General features: G+C 73.0%; 17 protein-coding genes and 2 tRNA genes. 12 read left to right on the top strand and 7 right to left on the bottom strand.

The genetic code is table 11. From position 1 onward, the window contains the following. Positions 1-7: 7 nt before the first annotated feature. Positions 8-1,186, bottom strand: coding sequence for a S8 family peptidase (locus M0M48_RS17320; protein ID WP_257752084.1), 1,179 nt, complete (start codon positions 1,184-1,186; stop codon positions 8-10). A gap of 114 nt (positions 1,187-1,300) precedes the next feature. Between M0M48_RS17320 and lpdA the strand changes: the two genes are divergently transcribed. After that, a complete protein-coding gene (lpdA, locus tag M0M48_RS17315; protein WP_257752083.1) occupies positions 1,301-2,701 on the top strand; it encodes a dihydrolipoyl dehydrogenase in 1,401 nt (466 codons plus the stop codon). An 88-nt stretch (positions 2,702-2,789) separates the two neighbouring features. After that, entirely contained in the window at positions 2,790-3,143 is a 354-nt protein-coding gene (locus M0M48_RS17310; RefSeq protein WP_257752082.1) for a TraR/DksA family transcriptional regulator, read from the top strand. 16 nt (positions 3,144-3,159) lie between these two features. Here the strand turns inward: M0M48_RS17310 and M0M48_RS17305 are convergent, their stop codons facing one another. From M0M48_RS17305 to M0M48_RS17290, 4 genes are read right to left on the bottom strand one after another with little or no spacing between them, the layout of a single operon-like run. Beyond that, positions 3,160-4,137, bottom strand: coding sequence for a DMT family transporter (locus M0M48_RS17305; protein ID WP_215814712.1), 978 nt, complete (start codon positions 4,135-4,137; stop codon positions 3,160-3,162). Beyond that, positions 4,134-4,895: an amino acid ABC transporter ATP-binding protein gene (locus M0M48_RS17300; protein ID WP_215814713.1), complete on the bottom strand. Its 762-nt coding sequence runs from the start codon at positions 4,893-4,895 to the stop codon at positions 4,134-4,136. The genes M0M48_RS17305 and M0M48_RS17300 overlap by 4 nt, the downstream gene beginning before the upstream one ends. After that, entirely contained in the window at positions 4,895-5,773 is an 879-nt protein-coding gene (locus tag M0M48_RS17295) for an amino acid ABC transporter permease (protein ID WP_257752081.1), read from the bottom strand. Before M0M48_RS17295 ends, M0M48_RS17300 begins: the two co-directional genes overlap by 1 nt. Then, positions 5,770-6,639: an ABC transporter substrate-binding protein gene (locus M0M48_RS17290; RefSeq protein ID WP_257752080.1), complete on the bottom strand. Its 870-nt coding sequence runs from the start codon at positions 6,637-6,639 to the stop codon at positions 5,770-5,772. Before M0M48_RS17290 ends, M0M48_RS17295 begins: the two co-directional genes overlap by 4 nt. 45 nt (positions 6,640-6,684) lie before the next feature. Here M0M48_RS17290 and M0M48_RS17285 point away from each other — a divergent pair, with 45 nt between their 5' ends. The 7 genes from M0M48_RS17285 (at position 6,685) to tig (ending at position 12,188) form a co-directional block, all read left to right on the top strand. After that, positions 6,685-8,052, top strand: a complete 1,368-nt coding sequence (locus M0M48_RS17285; protein WP_215814715.1) for an NAD(P)H-quinone dehydrogenase — start codon at positions 6,685-6,687, stop codon at positions 8,050-8,052. A 42-nt stretch (positions 8,053-8,094) separates the two neighbouring features. After that, on the top strand, positions 8,095-8,601 hold the full coding sequence (locus M0M48_RS17280; protein WP_215814716.1) for a ribose-5-phosphate isomerase: 507 nt from the start codon (positions 8,095-8,097) through the stop codon (positions 8,599-8,601). Continuing rightward, the gene (locus tag M0M48_RS17275; RefSeq protein WP_215814717.1) at positions 8,601-9,437 is read left to right on the top strand and encodes an Fpg/Nei family DNA glycosylase; all 837 of its coding nucleotides are present in this window, start codon (positions 8,601-8,603) and stop codon (positions 9,435-9,437) included. The genes M0M48_RS17280 and M0M48_RS17275 overlap by 1 nt, the downstream gene beginning before the upstream one ends. Further along, complete coding sequence (locus tag M0M48_RS17270) at positions 9,392-10,480, top strand: PP2C family protein-serine/threonine phosphatase (protein WP_257752079.1); 1,089 nt, start codon at positions 9,392-9,394, stop codon at positions 10,478-10,480. Before M0M48_RS17275 ends, M0M48_RS17270 begins: the two co-directional genes overlap by 46 nt. A gap of 77 nt (positions 10,481-10,557) precedes the next feature. Then, a tRNA-Gly gene (locus tag M0M48_RS17265) sits at positions 10,558-10,628 on the top strand. Positions 10,629-10,666: 38 nt separating this feature from the next. Continuing rightward, positions 10,667-10,739: transfer RNA gene (locus M0M48_RS17260), tRNA-Pro, on the top strand. Positions 10,740-10,805: 66 nt separating this feature from the next. Next, positions 10,806-12,188 (top strand): trigger factor, encoded by a 1,383-nt coding sequence (gene tig, locus M0M48_RS17255; protein WP_215814718.1) that lies wholly within the window; start codon positions 10,806-10,808, stop codon positions 12,186-12,188. Between the two features lie 88 nt (positions 12,189-12,276). Here the strand turns inward: tig and M0M48_RS17250 are convergent, their stop codons facing one another. Beyond that, positions 12,277-13,026 (bottom strand): class I SAM-dependent methyltransferase, encoded by a 750-nt coding sequence (locus M0M48_RS17250; RefSeq protein WP_257752078.1) that lies wholly within the window; start codon positions 13,024-13,026, stop codon positions 12,277-12,279. 51 nt (positions 13,027-13,077) lie between these two features. Here M0M48_RS17250 and M0M48_RS17245 point away from each other — a divergent pair, with 51 nt between their 5' ends. Genes M0M48_RS17245 through M0M48_RS17235 form a run of 3 tightly spaced genes read left to right on the top strand, consistent with a single transcriptional unit; the run spans position 13,078 to position 15,143 of the window. After that, positions 13,078-14,256 (top strand): alpha/beta hydrolase, encoded by a 1,179-nt coding sequence (locus M0M48_RS17245; protein WP_257752077.1) that lies wholly within the window; start codon positions 13,078-13,080, stop codon positions 14,254-14,256. A gap of 48 nt (positions 14,257-14,304) precedes the next feature. After that, positions 14,305-14,637 carry a hypothetical protein gene (locus M0M48_RS17240; protein WP_257752076.1) on the top strand — a complete coding sequence of 111 codons (333 nt, stop codon included), beginning with the start codon at positions 14,305-14,307 and terminating at the stop codon, positions 14,635-14,637. 26 nt (positions 14,638-14,663) lie between these two features. Continuing rightward, complete coding sequence (locus M0M48_RS17235; protein ID WP_257752075.1) at positions 14,664-15,143, top strand: SRPBCC family protein; 480 nt, start codon at positions 14,664-14,666, stop codon at positions 15,141-15,143. Here M0M48_RS17235 and M0M48_RS17230 read toward each other — a convergent pair. Continuing rightward, positions 15,121-16,002 (bottom strand): CPBP family intramembrane glutamic endopeptidase, encoded by an 882-nt coding sequence (locus M0M48_RS17230; protein WP_257752074.1) that lies wholly within the window; start codon positions 16,000-16,002, stop codon positions 15,121-15,123. The two genes, M0M48_RS17235 and M0M48_RS17230, sit on opposite strands and share 23 nt — an antisense overlap. Positions 16,003-16,109 lie beyond the last annotated feature (107 nt).

The following is a 16,109-nucleotide window of genomic DNA, read 5'->3' as shown; positions in this document are numbered from 1 at the left end:
GGCGACCTCAGGACCCCGTGTAGAGCAGGTGGTTGGCGGGCGTGGCCGGCGAGCAGATGATCAGCAGCACGCAGCTGCGCGCCGTCCCGCTGATCTTGTTCTTCGTGGTGGCGGCGAGGATCGCGGCGTTGACCGCGCTCGGCGACGCCGTCGGGTGGGTGGTGAGGTAGAGCGCGGCCGCTCCGGTGACGTGCGGGGTGGCCATCGACGTACCGCTGATGGTGTTGGTGCCGCCGTTGAGCCAGGCCGAGGTGATGTCGACGCCCGGTGCGAACAGGTCGACGCAGGTGCCGCGGTTGGAGAAGCTCGCCCGCGCGTCGTTGCGGTCGCTGGCCGCGACCGTCAGCGCGTCGGGCACCCGGGCCGGCGACGAGCCGCAGGCGTCGGCGCCCTCGTTGCCGGCCGCGACCGCCATCGTCACGCCGTCGGCGATGACCCGCTGGACGGCCGCGTCGAGCGCGCTGGAGGCGCCGCCGCCGAGGCTCATGTTGGCCACCGCGGGCCGGCCGGCCTGGTGGTTCGCGGCGACCCAGTCGAGACCGGCGATGACGCCGGACGTCGCGCCGGATCCCTTGCAGTCGAGCACCCGTACGCCGATCAGCCGCGCCTGCTCGGCGAGGCCGTACCGGGTGCCGCCGATGGTGCCGGCGACGTGGGTGCCGTGGCCGTTGCAGTCGCTGGCGTCGGTGTCGCCGTCGACCGTGTCCGTGCCGGAGACGGTCCGGCCGGCGAGGTCCGGGTGGTCGAGCTGGATGCCGGTGTCGACGACGTACACGTCGACGCCGGCGCCGGTGGACGACGAGGTGTAGGCGTTGTCGAGCGGCAGGTTGCGCTGGTCGACGCGGTCCTGGCCCCAGCTGCCCACCGGGCTCTGGGTGTCGGAGGCGCGCACGGTGCGGTCGAGCTCGATCGAGCGCACCCGCGCGTCCCCGCGCAGGAGCGTGAGCAGCGCATCGGTCAACGTCGCCGCGAACCCGTGGAGGGCGTGCTCGTAGACGTGCGTGACCCGGCCGCCCTTGCGGGTGACGAGGCTGGTGGCGGTGGCTTGTGCGTCGGCTCCGGGCTGGAGCGTGACGATGACGTCGAGGACGCCGGCGGGCCGCGCGGTGGCAGCCGGAGAGGGCAGTACGACGAGTCCGGCGAGGCCGAGCGCGCACGCGAGGACGAGTCCGAGAATCCGAGACATGGAGCTGCTCCTAGATCGTGGCCGGCGGCCCCATGCCGCCGTACCGGGGAGTAGGGAGCAGCCTCCCGTGAACGTGATGCAGGACACAAGAGGGTGCGCACTACGCTGGCACCCGTGACCCACTTCGATGTCCTCGTCCTCGGTGCCGGCCCCGGTGGGTACGTCGCCGCGATCCGCGCCGCCCAGCTCGGCAAGTCCGTTGCCGTGATCGAGAAGAAGTACTGGGGCGGCGTCTGTCTCAACGTCGGCTGCATCCCCTCCAAGGCGCTGCTCAAGAACGCCGAGCTCGCCCACACGCTGACCCACGAGAAGGCCAAGTTCGGCATCGAGGGCGACGCCACGATGTCCTACGGCCCGACGCACGCGCGCTCGCGCCAGGTGAGCGCCGGCATCGTCAAGGGCGTCCACTTCCTGATGAAGAAGAACAAGATCACCGAGATCGACGGCTGGGGCACCCTGACCGGTCCCAAGTCGGTCTCCGTCGCGCTCAACGACGGCTCCACCGCCGACTACACGTGCGACAGCCTGATCCTCGCCGGCGGCGCCACCGTCCGTACCGTCCCGGGCGTCGAGGTCAACGGCAAGAACATCGTGTCGTACGAGGAGCAGATCCTCGACGAGAACCTCCCGTCGTCCGTCATCATCGGCGGCTCCGGCGCCATCGGCGTCGAGTTCGCCTACGTGATGAAGAACTTCGGCGTCGACGTCACCATCGTCGAGTTCCTCGACCGGATGGTCCCCACCGAGGACGCCGACGTGTCCAAGGAGCTCGCCAAGCACTACAAGAAGCTGGGCGTCAAGGTGCTCACCTCCACCGCCGTCAAGGGCGTCGAGGACACCGGCTCGGGCGTCAAGGTCCGCATCGCCCCCGCTGCCGGCGGTGACGAGCAGGTCCTCGAGGCCGACAAGTTCCTCGCCGCCTTCGGCTTCGCCCCCCGCGTCGAGGGCTACGGCCTCGAGGCCGCCGGCGTCGCCCTCACCGACCGCGGCGCGATCGCCATTGACGAGTACTGCCGCACCAACGTCGAGGGCGTCTACGCCATCGGCGACGTCACCGGCAAGATGATGCTCGCTCACGTCGCCGAGGCCATGGGCATCGTCGCCGCCGAGACGATCGCCGGCGCCGAGACGATGCCGGTCGAGTACGACTTCATCCCGCGCGCGACCTACTGCCAGCCCCAGATCGGCTCCTTCGGCTACAGCGAGCAGCAGGCCAAGGACAAGGGCTACGACGTCAAGACCGCGTCCTTCCCCTTCACCGCCAACGGCAAGGCCATGGGCCTGGGCGAGGCCGTCGGCTTCGTCAAGATCGTCGCGGACGCGGAGTTCAACGAGATCCTCGGCGCCCACATGATCGGCCCCGACGTCACCGAGCTCCTCCCCGCGCTGACCCTCGCGCAGAAGTGGGACCTCACCGCCGACGAGGTCGGGCGCAACGTCTTCGCCCACCCGACCCTCTCCGAGGCGGTCAAGGAGGCGATCCACGGGATCGCCGGCCACATGATCAACCTCTGAGCCACCTGCCCCACGGCTCCCGCGGCCCCCGTCACGCTCCGGCGCGACGGGGGTCGCTGCTGTCGGTACCCCCTGCGAGCATCCCCCTGTGGACCCCGCCCGCGCCTCCGCCCGCGCCCTGCTCGACGCCGAGCGCCGCGAGGCCCTGCGCCGCCTGAGCGGCCTCACCGGCCAGTTCGACGAGGTCGTCGCCGCCTCCCGCGACACCAACGCCGACGACGAGCACGACCCCGAGGGCGCCACCATCGCCTTCGAGCGCTCCCAGCTCGCCGCCCTCACCCGCCAGGTCCGTACTCACCTCGCCGACATCGACGCAGCCGTGATGCGGCTGGACGCCGGCACCTACGGCACCTGCGAGCGGTGCGGCTGGCCGATCGCAGAGGCGCGCCTGGAGGTCAAGCCCGCGGCGCGGACGTGCGTCGCCTGCGCGGCCGTGCGCTGACGCCCGGACGCCGCCTCTACGCAGCGGACCGCTGGTGCCCCGTCTGCCACAACGCCACCAGTACGCCGACCACGGTCAGCACCCCCGCCCCGACCCCGACCGGCCCGACGTGCGAGTCGTCGTTGACGGCCAGCTCGATGACGAGCGCCCCGATCACCTGCCCGGCGATCACACACAGCCCGAGCACGAGCACGCCGTGCACGCGGACGAGGGCCGCGGAGAGCCAGATGAAGCCGAGGCCGAGGACGCCGCCGAGGTAGAGGTACCACTGGTGCGGCAGCGGCTGCAGGTCGTGGTCGAGGGCGAAGAACACGGCCCAGACGGCGACCAGGCCGATGAAGCCGATCACGAAGTTGTTCAGGCTCGACACCCACGGCCCGGCGACGGCGGAGACGCGGCCGTTGAAGGCGGCCTGGGCGGCCATGCCCGCGCCCGCCACCAACGGCAGTACGGCGAGACCGGCGGTCGTCAGCGAGAACGACTCGACCAGCCGCTCGCCCGCGGCGAGCGCGACGGCCGCGATGGCGAAGGCGGCGGCGAGGGCGCGCGGCGGGCTCCACGGGACCCGGCCGCCGGGGCCGAGGCCGGCGTGGTCGACGGCGAGGCTGCTGGAGGACTGCCCGGCGGTGACGGCGACGCTGAAGAGCGCGACGCCGATGGTGGCGACGGTCAGGCCCTGCGCGGCGACCAGCGAGGCGCCGGCCAGGCCGCCGACCAGGGTGATCTTGGGCAGGGCGCCGGAGCGCAGGGCGGTACGGAGGCTGCCGATGCCGGCCCGCCGCGACCGCGACGAGAGAGTGATCGCGGCGACGAGGAGCAGGCCGCTGCCGAACGCCAGGACCGCGGCGGTGAGCCCCGCCGACGCGGTGCCGCCGAGCGAGGTCGCGAGGCGTCCGTTGATCTGGGCCTGGACGGCGATCATCGCGCCGGCGCCGAACATGGCCGGGACGGCCGCGAGCCGCACGAACCGGCTCGGCGGAGCGGCGGTGGTCACCGGGGGAGCACCCGGCGCAGGAACTCCCGGGTGCGTGCCTGGGTCGGCTCGCCCAGCACCTGCGCGGGCGGCCCGGCCTCGGCGATCCGGCCGCCGTCGAGGAAGCAGACGTGCGAGGCGACCTCGCGGGCGAAGCTCATCTCGTGGGTGGCGAGGATCATCGTCGTCCCGGCCTCGGCGAGGCTGCGGACGATGTCGAGCACCTCGCCGACGAGCTCGGGGTCGAGGGCCGCGGTGATCTCGTCGAGCAGCAGCAGCGCGGGATCGGTGCACAGCGCGCGGACGAGCGCGACCCGCTGCTGCTGGCCTCCGGAGAGCTGGTCGGGGTGCTTCGCGACGTGCTCGCCGAGCCCGAACCGCTCGAGCAGCTCGTGGGCGCGCGCCTTCGCCTCACCCGCCGGTACGCCGTGCACCTTGCGCGGCGCGAGCGTGCAGTTGTCGAGCACGCTCAGGTGGGGGAACAGGTTGTAGGCCTGGAACACCATCCCGATGTCGCGGCGCACCTCCTGCGGGCTGACCATCGGGTCGGAGATCTCCTGGCCCCGGAGCTCGATCACGCCGTCGTCGATCGGCTCCAGCAGGTCGATGCAGCGCAGCAGCGTGGACTTCCCCGAGCCCGACGAGCCGATCAGGCACACGACGTCGCCGGGCGCGACGGTCAGCGACACGTCGTCCAGGACGACGCGCGGGCCGGCCTCGCCGCTGCGGGCGTAGGTCTTGCGGAGGTTGCGCACCTCCAGCAGGGGAGTGGCGGCCATCAGAGCGCTCCTGCCCGCTCGCGCCGGGCCATCCGCCGGGCGAGCACGTCGCACAGCCGGGCCAGCGGCACCGTCATCGCGATGAAGAAGACCGCCGCGACGAGGTACGGCGTGTAGTTGAAGTTGTAGTTGGCGTAGTCGGCGGCCGCGTAGAGCGCGTCGAAGATGCCGACCGACGCGACCAGCGCGGTGTCCTTCTGCAGCGACACGAAGTCGTTGAGCAGCGGCGGTACGACGCGGCGTACTGCCTGCGGCACCACGACGTGGCGCATCGTCTGGGCCCGGGACAGCGCGAGCGCCTCGGCACTGGCCAGCTGCGAGGGGTGCACCGACTCGATGCCCGAGCGGAACACCTCGGCCACGTAGGCCGAGTAGGACACGACGAGCGCCACGGTCGCCCAGAAGAACAGGCTGTTCGGCAGTCCGGCCAGTCCCAGCGCGGGCATCCCGTAGGCGAAGAGGAACACCAGCAGCAGCGTGGGGATGCCGCGCACCACGTCGGTGAACACCACCGCGAGCCCCCGCAGCGGCACCAGCCAGGCCGAGCGGGCCTGCCGGACCAGCGCGAGCGCGAGGCCGGCCACCAGGATGATCGGCTCGGCGATCAGGAACATCTTGACGTTGATCCAGAAGCCCTTGGCGATCGCGGGCAGCGACTCCTTGGCGTGGTGGGGGTCGAGGAAGGTCGCCCGCACCCGCGGCCAGCCCGGCGACAGCACGACCGCCGCGACCAGCGCCGCGAGCACGACGACGGTCGCGACCGACGCGACGACGATCCGGCGCCGGCGCTGCCGCTCCCGGGTACGACGACGGGCGAGCTCGCGCTCGCTCGGCATCCACCCGGCAGCGTCGCCGGGCTGCGTGGTCGGGGTGCTCACTTGAGCTCGGGCACGCTCACGACGTCGGAGAGCCACTTCTTCTGGAGCTCCGCCAGCGTGCCCTCCTTCTTCAGGGTGTCGAGCGCGCCGTTGACGCAGGGGAGCAGCTTGTTGCCCTGCTCGAACAGCAGGCCGAACTCCTCAGGAGTGCCCGAGTCGTACTGGAACTGACCGAGCAGCTTGCTGTCCGGGATCTCGACCGAGCTGATGTAGAACGCCGTCGGCAGGTCCGCGATGATCGCGTCGACCTGGCCGTTGAGCATGGCCTGCTTGGCGTTGTTGGTGTTCTGGAAGACCAGCGGGTCCTTCTCGGGCTTGATGACGTCGCGGATCGCGGTCAGCGAGGTCGTCCCGGTCTGGGCGCCGATCTTGAACTTCGCCAGCTCGGTGAGGTCGGTGATCTTGGCCGCCGGGCTGTCCTTGAGGACGATCACGGCCTGCGCGGCGGAGTAGTAGCCCTCCGAGAAGTCCACGGCCTTCTCGCGCTCGGGGTCGACCGAGATCTGGTTGATGTCGAAGTCGAAGTTCTTCTTGCCCGGCTTGTAGGAGTTGTTGAAGGGGACCGTCACCCACTTCACCTGGTCCTTGCTGAAGCCCAGCTGGTCGGCGATCGCGTAGGCGACCGCGGACTCGTAGCCCTTGCCGTTGCTCGGGTCGTTGTCGACGAACCACGGCTCGTACGCCGGCGAGTCGGTGCCGACCGAGAGCACGCCCTTGGAGACGAGGGGCAGGTCGCCGACGGCGCACTTGTCGGCGCCCGCGGTCTTGCCGGTCTGCTCGGCCTTGTCCTCCGCCGGGGCGCACGCGGCGACCGCGGAGACGAGGACGGCGGCGGCGAAGGGGGCGAGGAGACGTGTGGTCCGCATGGCGGGAATCGTACGGCGCGGCCTTCCGCTGCAAGAATGGCGCCCATGGCGCGCGTGGTGATCGTCGGAGGCGGACCGGGCGGCTACGAGTCGGCCCTGGTGGCGGCACAGCTCGGGGCGGAGGTCGTGGTCGTCGACTCCGACGGCGTCGGCGGTTCCGCCGTGCTGACCGACTGCGTGCCGAGCAAGACGCTCATCGCGACGGCCGAGGTGATGACCGACTTCGGTGCGGCTGGTGAGCTCGGGATCCTCGCCGACGAGCCGCGGGTCGACCTGGCCCGGGTCAACGAGCGGGTCAAGGCGCTGGCCCTGGCGCAGTCGGCCGACATCGCGGGCCGGCTGGCTCGCGAGGGCGTGACCGTGGTGCCGGGCCGGGGACGGCTCGACGGGCCCTCGCGCGTGGTCGCGACCGCGGCCGACGGCACCGAGACGTCGTACGACGCCGACGCGGTGCTCATCGCGACCGGTGCCACGCCCCGGGTGCTCGACACCGCCCAGCCCGACGGCGAGCGGATCCTCACCTGGGAGCAGGTCTACGACCTCGCCGACCTGCCCGAGCACGTGATCGTCGTCGGCTCCGGTGTCACCGGCGCGGAGTTCGCCAGCGCCTACCAGTCGCTCGGCATCCCGGTCACCCTCGTCTCCTCGCGCGACCGGGTCCTGCCCGGCGAGGACCAGGACGCCGCCCAGGTGCTCGAGGACGTCCTCACCCGCCGCGGCATGACCGTCCTCGGCCGCTCCCGCATGCAGTCGGTCACCCGGGACGGCGACGTCGTCACGGTGACCCTCCAGGACGGCCGTGAGGTCACCGGCTCGCACTGCATCCTCGCCCTCGGCTCGGTCCCCAACACCGCGGGCCTGGGCCTCGAGGAGGCCGGCGTCCGCCTCGACGACGGCGGCTTCGTCAGCGTCGACCGCGTCTCCCGTACGTCGGCCCCGGGCGTCTACGCCGCCGGCGACTGCACGGGCGTCTTCATGCTCGCCTCCGTCGCCGCCATGCAGGGCCGGATCGCGATGGCCCACGTCCTCGGCGACGCCGTCCAGCCGCTCGACCTCGGGGTGGTGGCGTCCAACGTCTTCACCTCGCCCGAGATCGCCACCGTCGGCGTCACCCAGCAGCAGGTCGACGCCGGCGAGGTGCTCGCCGAGGTCGTCGTGCAGCCGCTCGCGACCAACCCGCGCGCCAAGATGCAGGGCATCGTCGACGGCTTCGTCAAGCTCTTCGTCGCGCCGGGCTCGCGCAGCCTGCTCGGCGGCGTCGTGGTCGGGCCGCGGGCGTCCGAGCTGATCCACCCGGTCGCGCTCGCCGTGACCGAGCGGCTCACCGCCGACCAGCTCGCCCAGACGTTCACCGTCTACCCGTCGATCAGCGGCTCGATCGCCGAGGCCGCCCGCCGCCTCCACCAGATGTAGGCAGGTGTAGGACCACCCGGGGCCACCTGCGAGGATTGCCCCATGCGCGTCCACCTCGGCTGCGACCACGCCGGCCTCGAGCTCAAGTCCCACCTCATCGGCTGGCTCACCGAGCACGGCTACGAGCCGGTCGACCACGGCCCGTTCGTCTACGACGCGCTCGACGACTACCCGGTCTTCTGCCTGCGGGCCGCCGAGGGCGTCCGCGCCGACCGGGCGAAGGGCCTCGACAGCCTCGGCGTCGTGATCGGGGGCTCCGGCAACGGCGAGCAGATCGCGGCCAACAAGGTCCAGGGCGTGCGCGCGGCGCTGGCCTGGTCCGAGCAGACCGCGAGCCTGGCCCGCGAGCACAACGACGCGTGGGTCGTCGCGGTCGGCGGCCGGATGCACACGCTCGACGAGATGACCCGCCTGGTCGAGGTCTTCCTGACCACGCCGTTCCCGGGCGACGAGCGCCACGTGCGCCGGATCGGCCAGCTGTCGTCGTACGAGACCACCGGCGAGCTCCCGCCGCTGCCCGAGTCCGCGCTCGGGCACGGCCAGGCCTGATGCCCGAGGGCCATACCCTCCACCGGCTCGCCGGCGAGCTCAGCACCGTCTTCGGCGGCCACCTGGTCCAGGTCGGCAGCCCGCAGGGACGCTTCGCCGAGTCTGCCGCCCGCCTCGACGGCGCGCGCCTGGTCGATGCCGAGGCGTGGGGCAAGCAGCTCTTCGTCCGCTTCGAGGACGAGCGGTTCGTGCACGTCCACCTGGGGCTCTACGGCACCTTCGAGGTCCGCGACGGCGTCCCGGAGATCCCGCTGCCGATCGGCCAGGTGCGGCTGCGCCTCGCCCGCCCCGGCGCGTACGGCGACCTGCGCGGCGCGACCACCTGCGCCCTGGTCACCGCTGCCGAGCGCGCCGCGGTGGTCGCCAAGGCCGGCCCGGACCCGCTGCGCGCGGACGCCGACCCCGACCGGGCCTGGGCCCGGATCAGCCGCAGCAGCGCGCCGATCGGCACCCTGCTCATGGACCAGACGGTGCTCGCCGGCGTCGGCAACGTCTACCGCGCCGAGGTCCTCTTCCGGCACCGGATCCACCCGCTGCGCCCCGGTCGCACGCTTCGGGTCTCGCAGTGGCACGCGATCTGGGACGATCTGGTCGTGCTCATGACCGAGGGGGTCGCGACCGGGCGGATCGACACCGTCCGGCCCGAGCACACCCCCGAGGCGATGGGCCGCGCGCCGCGGGTCGACGACCACGGCGGCGAGGTCTACGTCTACCGGCGGACCGGCCAGCCCTGCCACGTGTGCGGCGGCCCGGTCCGTACCGAGGTGCTCGGCGGACGCAACCTCTTCTGGTGTCCCCGGTGCCAGCCGACCTTCCGGTCCCGGGCGGCGCGATGATCAACGCGCGGCGCTGGGCGCTGACCGACGTCGGCCTCGCCTCGGTGCTCGCGCTGCTCGCCGCGGCGGTGGTCGCCGGCATCGCGCTGCGCCCCGACGACGTGCCGATCAACCTGATCTTCCTGCCGCTGGTGCTCGGCATCCTCTTCCTCAGCAACCGGGTGCTGCCGTGGTTCGCGGGCTACGTGCTCGTCGCGCTGGGCTGCGCCGCGGTCCTCCAGGACGAGTACACCGCGCGCATCGTCGCCGCGCTCGCCGTGATGGCGGGCGTCGCGGTGCTCGTGATCTTCCTGTCCCTGCGCCGCGGCCAGATCGGCGTCGGGCCGATCCGCGGCCAGTCGATGCTCGTCGACCTGCGCGACCGGATCCTCGCCCAGGGCGAGATCCCGACCCTGCCCGCGGACTGGCTGGTCGAGTCGGCGCTGTCGTCGGCGGGCGGCTCGCCGTTCGCCGGGGACTTCGTCGTGGCGACCGGCGGTGAGCACGGCCGCCGGATCGAGCTCGTCGTCGTCGACGTCTCCGGCAAGGGCGAGGCCGCCGGCACCCGTGCGCTCCAGCTCTCCGGCGCGATGGGCGGGCTGGTCGCCGCGCTGCCGCCCGGCCGGTTCCTGCCGGCGGCCAACGACTACCTCCTCCAGCGCGCCTGGGAGGAGGGCTTCGCGACCGCCGTCCACGTCTCGGTCGACCTGGCCACGGGGGAGTACGAGCTGCGCTCGGCCGGCCACCCGCCCGCCGTCCAGCGCCACGCCGGCTCCGGGCGCTGGCAGCTGCTGCCCGCCGAGGGGCCGGTGCTCGGCATCGTCGAGGACGTCGACTACGCCTGCTTCCGCGGTCGCCTCGACGCCGGCGACAGCCTGCTGCTCTACACCGACGGGATGGTCGAGGAGCCGCGCCGCGACATCGAGCTCGGCATCGACCACATGATGGGTGCGGCCGAGTCGCTGCTGCGCCACTCGTGGGACGGCCTGGCCGACCGGCTCGTCGCCGCCGTCGGTTCGCCGGACGACGACCGGGCCCTGCTGGTGGTCCACCGGCGCCCCTGAGTTGGGGGACGCGCCCGGCCGTGTGGCACGATTGCCCGTGGCTCTGGGCCAGGCGTGAGCCTGGCCAGGCGCCAGGCGGGGATGTAGCTCAATGGTAGAGCCTCAGTCTTCCAAACTGATTACGCGGGTTCGATTCCCGTCATCCCCTCGAAGTGCGGTCCGACCACCGAGCGCCGGGCCGTTCCGCGGGGCGTAGCGTAGTGGCTAGCGCGCCTGCTTTGGGAGCAGGAGACCGCAGGTTCGAGTCCTGTCGCCCCGACAGATCACCTTGATCGCAGCGGGCCCCGCGCCCGTGCACCACCCACTGACCAGTAGGAGAACACCTGTGAAGAGCGCCGTCGAGACCTTGAGCCCGACCCGGGCCAAGCTGACCGTCGAGGTGCCCTTCGAGGAGCTCAAGCCGAGCCTCGACGCGGCGTACCAGAAGATCGCGAAGCAGATCAACGTCCCCGGCTTCCGCCGCGGCAAGGTCCCGCCGCAGGTGATCGACCGCCAGGTCGGCCGCGGCGTCGTCCTCGACGAGGCCGTCAACGACGTGCTCCCGAAGGCCTACGTCGAGGCGCTCCAGGAGAACAACCTGACCCCGCTGGCGCAGCCGGAGATCGAGGTCACGAAGTTCGAGGACAACGACGCGCTCGAGTTCACCGCCGAGGTCGACATCAAGCCCGAGATCGACCTCCCGGACTACGACGGCCTCGAGGCCTCCGTCGACGACCTCGCGGTCAGCGACGACGACGTGGCCGAGCAGGTCGACGCGCTGCGTGAGCGCTTCGGCACCCTGAGTGACGTCGAGCGCGCGGCCCAGGACGGCGACTTCGTCGTCATCGACCTCGTCGCGACCCAGGACGGCGAGACCGTCGAGGGCGCCGAGATCTCCGGCTTCTCCTACAAGGTCGGCAACGGCGGCATGATCGACGGCCTCGACGAGGCCCTGGTCGGCGTCGCCGCCGGCGAGGAGAAGACCTTCACCACCCAGCTCGTCAGCGGCGACCTGGTGGGCCAGGACGTCGAGGTGGCCGTCAAGGTCACCCAGGTCCAGGAGCAGGAGCTCCCCGAGCTCGACGACGACTTCGCTCAGGAGGCGTCGGAGTTCGACACCCTCGCCGAGCTGCGCGACGACGTCCGCGAGCGGCTGACCCGCGGCAAGCGCCTCGAGCAGGCCGCCGCGGCCCGCGACGCCGTCCTCGAGGCCCTCCTCGAGAAGGTCGAGATCCCGCTGCCCGAGTCGATGGTCACCGAGGAGCTCAACGCTCGCCGGGGCAACCTCGAGCAGCAGCTGCAGTACGCCGGCATGACCCTCGAGAAGTACCTCGAGGACGAGGAGCAGACCCAGGAGGAGTTCGAGGCCGACCTCGAGCGCCGGGTCCGTGACGCCGTCGCCGCGCAGTTCATCCTCGACGAGATCGCCGACAAGGAAGAGATCGGCGTCGACCAGGGCGAGCTGACCCAGCACATGATCCGCCGCGCCCAGCAGTCCGGTCAGGACCCACAGGAGTTCGTGAACCACATGTTCGAGCACAACCACGTGCCCGAGATGGTCCAGGAGATCCGCCGCGGCAAGGCGCTGCAGATCCTCGTCGAGGGCGCGACCGTCAAGGACGCCGCCGGCAACGAGATCGAGCTCAAGAACCTCCAGGCCGACGGCACGATCGGCGAGCCCGAGGTCGAGGGCGCCGAGGACGAGACCGAGGCTCCCGCCGAGGCCTGATCCTCCCCGTACGCCGCCGCGGCCCCCGACTCGCTCGAGTCGGGGCCGCGCCCCCCCCCGGGGGGGGGGGGGGGGCCCGCGCCGCTTCTCAGCGCCGGGCCTCGACCAGGTGCCGCGTGGAGTGGGCGACGAACGGCTCGCCCGTGCGCAGCAGGGCATCGAGCGCGCGCAGCCGCTCGTCGTAGCGCTCGACGGTGAAGTCGGGCACCCACCACACGCACTTGCGCAGCAGCCACACGACCGCGCCGACGTCGCGGAGCTCCATCCGGCAGCGCGCGGTCCGCAGGCCGGTCACGGTGAGCCCGGCGGCCTCGGCCCCGGCCCGCTCGACCTCGGGATCGCGGCCCCGGCGCTGGTCGGGCAGCGGCCCGAGGAACCGCTCGATGAGCTCGAACGCCGATGCCGGGCCGACGTGCTGGGCCAGGTAGTGCCCGCCGGGGCGGAGCACCCGCGCGATCTCGGCCCAGTCCGGGGCGACGGGGTGCCGGGCGGTGACCAGGTCGAAGGAGCCGTCGGGCAGGGGGAGCGGGGCGCCCGGGGCGACCTCGACCACCTCGACCCCGCGCGGGCCGAGCCGGGCTCGCGCCCGCTCGGCGTTGGGCGCCCAGCCCTCGGTGACGACCATCCGGGGCGGCAGCACCGGCGCCTCGGCGAGCACCTCGCCGCCGCCGGTGTCGAGGTCCAGCGCCCTGGCCACGGCGCCGAGCCGGTCGGCCAGGAGCCGGGCGTAGCCCCAGGGCGGCCGCTCCTCGCTCGCCCGGCCGTCGAGCCAGCCGAAGCCCCAGCCGGTCACGTCGGCGGTCGCGGCCTCGGCCACCAGCTCGTCGTAGGAACGCATGCGACCATCGTCTCAACCCCGCCTGAGTGAACATCTGTACACTCAACTGCCATGAAGCAGGACGCCACCCTGGTCGATGCGCTCGCACTGGCCACCGCCGTGGTCGACGAGCTGGTCGTGACGACCGCCCGCGACACCCATGCCGCGGTCTCCCGCCGCGCCCACGGCGTCGTACGACGGGGGGTCGGGCCGGCCGGCGTCCCCGCCGAGACGCTGCACCGCGGCATCGCCGCGCTGGTCTACGGCGCCCTCGGGCTCTCCGTGCGCGGCGCCGGGGCGGGCCTGGCCCGGATCGCCGAGACCGGCGCCGGTCCCGGGCTCGAGGACGGCCCGCGTGGACGCTTCGTCAGCGCCGCGGTCAACGGCCTGATCGGCGAGGAGCTGCGCCGCGACCGGCCCCGGCTCGCGATCGAGATGGGCGTGCGCGCCGGCGGACGCGACGTACCGCTCACTGCGGACGGCGTCGCCGCGGCCTTCCCCGACGCCACCGGGCGGCTCGTCGTCTTCCTGCACGGCCTGTGCGAGAACGAGGACTACTGGCGCCGGCACCGCGACCGCCTCGGCTCGACGTACGGCGAGAGCCTGGCGGCGCGCGGCTGGAGCCCGGTCTACCTCCGCGCCAACACCGGCCTCGGCGTGCGCGAGAACGGCGTCGCCCTGGCCGCGCTGCTCCAGCGCCTGGTCGAGGTCTGGCCCGGTCCGGTCGAGCGGATCGCGCTGGTCGGTCACTCGATGGGCGGGCTCGTCCTGCGGACCGCGACCGCCGTCCAGGCCCAGGCCGGTCCCGGGCACGGCGCCTGGACCGATCGGGTCACCGACATCATCACGCTCGGCACGCCGCACCTCGGCGCTCCGCTGGCCCGCGGCGCCGACCGCGGCACCCGCCTCCTGGCGCGGCTGCCCGAGTCGGCCGGGTTCGGCGCGATCATCGACCGCCGCTCGCTGGGCATCCGCGACCTCGAGCTCGGGGTCGCGGCCGACGTACCGACCCTCCCGCGGGCGCGCTACCGCCTGGTCTCCGCGACCCTGTCCGCCTCGCCGCGGCACCCGGTCGCCCAGGTCCTCGGCGACCTGCTCGTGACGCCGCACTCGGCCGCGGGCCGCGACCGGCGGGGCACCGAGCTGTTCCCCGGCGCCGAGGTCCTCCACGTCGGGCGTACCGACCACTTCGGGCTGCTCAACCACCCCGAGATCCACGCCGCGCTGGCCCGCTGGCTCGACGCCGGCTGAGCACGTCTACTCACGCGCGGCGGGTCTCCTGGCCCCGAGACTGGTCGGGTGACCTCGACCTCCGCGCCCGCCGCCACCACCGCTCCCACCGGCACCCGGATCACCGCCTGGACCGCCGTCGTCCTCGGCCTGGCCGAGACCGGCCTGGCGGTGTGGGCGTGGGTCGAGACCGCGACCTACACCGGTGAGTCCTCGACCGCCGCCCTCGGCTACGTCGCCGCGCTGCTCCTCGGCGTCCCCGGGGTCTGCGCGCTGGTGCTCGGCGCGATCGGGATCCTGCTCGCCCGGCGCCCGGTGGGCCTGCCGGCCGCGATCCTCGGCGTCGTCGTCGCTGCCGGACCGGTCGTGCTCTGGCTCTCGGCCTGGTTGCCCTGGCTCTGAGGCCCGGAACTTGCCACCATGTGGCCATGACGACGACGAAGGCCGCGCGCGAGCTGCGGGCCGAGACCGTGATCGATGCTCCCGCCGCCCACGTGTGGGCGCTCCTGACCGACTTCGGTCAGCTGGCGCAGTGGAGTCCCGAGACGGTCCGGATGGTCCCGCTCAAGCCGGGCGGCCTGCGGGTCGGGCAGTGGTACCTCGGGATCAACCGGCGCAAGGCGGTCTTCTGGCCGACCCGGTCGGTCGTCGCCGACGTCGAGCCCGAGCGGCGCCTGGTCTGGGACACGCCGTCGAGCGGGGCGCAGTGGATCTGGGAGCTCACCCCCGACGCCGACGACGCCCGTCGTACCCAGGTCGTGCACCGGCGCCCGGTGCCCGGCGCGCTGAGCCTCGGCAGCCGCATCGTGGCGCCCCTGCTGCTCGGCGGCAACGAGGCCCATGCCGACGAGCTGGAGCAGGGCATGGCGACGACGGTCGCCGGGCTCAAGGCCGCGGCCGAGGGCTGACGTCGGCCCAGTCGCGCACCAGCCACGTGTAGACCCCGGTCAGCGCGACCGACACGGCGAGCCCGCTGACGGTGCCCTCGTCCGCGGCCAGGTCGACCAGGCCGAAGCCGCCGAAGGCGAAGATCGCCGCGTTGGTGGCGACGTGGAGCCCGATCGCGGCCTCCAGCCCACCGGTGCGCCAGGTCAGCCAGCCGGCGGCGAGGCCGAACACCGTGACGTCGACCAGCCCCAGCGCGTCGTAGTCGTGGCCGAGCGTGAACAGGGCGACCGGCAGCACGATCGCGAACGCCGGGTGCCGCAGCCAGGTGCCGACGGTCTGCATGAGCAGCCCCCGGAAGACGTACTCCTCGGCCGTCGCCTGCACCGGGACGACGAGCAGCGCGAGCGCGACGAACGCGAGCGTCCGGCCGCCGACCGCGGCGTCCTCCCAGGCGTCGTCGATCGTGGTCGTGACCAGCATCGCGGACACCATCAGCACCGCCGCGGCACCCAGGCAGCGGGCCAGGAGCCCCCAGCGGAGCCGCCCGGTGACCGACGACAGCGTCCCGACCGGACGCCCGCCGACGAGCCGGATCGCCAGCAGCGCGGCCGGCAGCATCAGGGCGACCGCGACCAGCAGGTAGGTGGCCGCGAGCGGGTCGGACATGTCGCCGTCGCCGAGCACGTCGTCGATGCGGCCCTGGAGGTCCGGGACCGCCTCGCCGAGGAGGACCAGGGGGCCGGTGAGCAGGATCGCCCCGGCGACGAAGAGGACGACGGCCAGCGCCAGCACCGCGATGGGTCGCCACCACCGCGGCCGGGCGCTGCGCAGGCCCAGGCGGTGGTACGGCAGGGCGTCAGGCGGCGTACGAGACGTCATGGTTCCACCCTCGTGCCCGGCGGGGGGCCGGCACATCGAGCGGAGGTGGGGAACGACCCCGCCGAAGGTCGGGGGCGGGCTCATCCCTTCGGCTGATCCGCCCGCCC

Origin of the sequence: Pimelobacter simplex, assembly GCF_024662235.1 — a bacterium.
Classification (GTDB): domain Bacteria; phylum Actinomycetota; class Actinomycetes; order Propionibacteriales; family Nocardioidaceae; genus Nocardioides.
The sequence above is the reverse complement of the archived record's forward strand: the minus strand, read 5'-3'. Positions and strand labels throughout refer to the sequence as shown.

What these genes read in the sequence shown, in the direction of transcription:
- M0M48_RS17320 (WP_257752084.1), bottom strand. Translation starts at nt 1,186, where the DNA reads ATGTCTCGGATTCTCGGACTCGTCCTCGCGTGCGCGCTCGGCCTCGCC.
- M0M48_RS17300 (WP_215814713.1), bottom strand. Translation starts at nt 4,895, where the DNA reads ATGGCCGCCACTCCCCTGCTGGAGGTGCGCAACCTCCGCAAGACCTAC.
- M0M48_RS17290 (WP_257752080.1), bottom strand. Translation starts at nt 6,639, where the DNA reads ATGCGGACCACACGTCTCCTCGCCCCCTTCGCCGCCGCCGTCCTCGTC.
- M0M48_RS17285 (WP_215814715.1), top strand. Translation starts at nt 6,685, where the DNA reads ATGGCGCGCGTGGTGATCGTCGGAGGCGGACCGGGCGGCTACGAGTCG.
- M0M48_RS17280 (WP_215814716.1), top strand. Translation starts at nt 8,095, where the DNA reads ATGCGCGTCCACCTCGGCTGCGACCACGCCGGCCTCGAGCTCAAGTCC.
- M0M48_RS17275 (WP_215814717.1), top strand. Translation starts at nt 8,601, where the DNA reads ATGCCCGAGGGCCATACCCTCCACCGGCTCGCCGGCGAGCTCAGCACC.
- M0M48_RS17250 (WP_257752078.1), bottom strand. Translation starts at nt 13,026, where the DNA reads ATGCGTTCCTACGACGAGCTGGTGGCCGAGGCCGCGACCGCCGACGTG.
- M0M48_RS17245 (WP_257752077.1), top strand. Translation starts at nt 13,078, where the DNA reads ATGAAGCAGGACGCCACCCTGGTCGATGCGCTCGCACTGGCCACCGCC.
- M0M48_RS17235 (WP_257752075.1), top strand. Translation starts at nt 14,664, where the DNA reads ATGACGACGACGAAGGCCGCGCGCGAGCTGCGGGCCGAGACCGTGATC.
- M0M48_RS17230 (WP_257752074.1), bottom strand. Translation starts at nt 16,002, where the DNA reads ATGACGTCTCGTACGCCGCCTGACGCCCTGCCGTACCACCGCCTGGGC.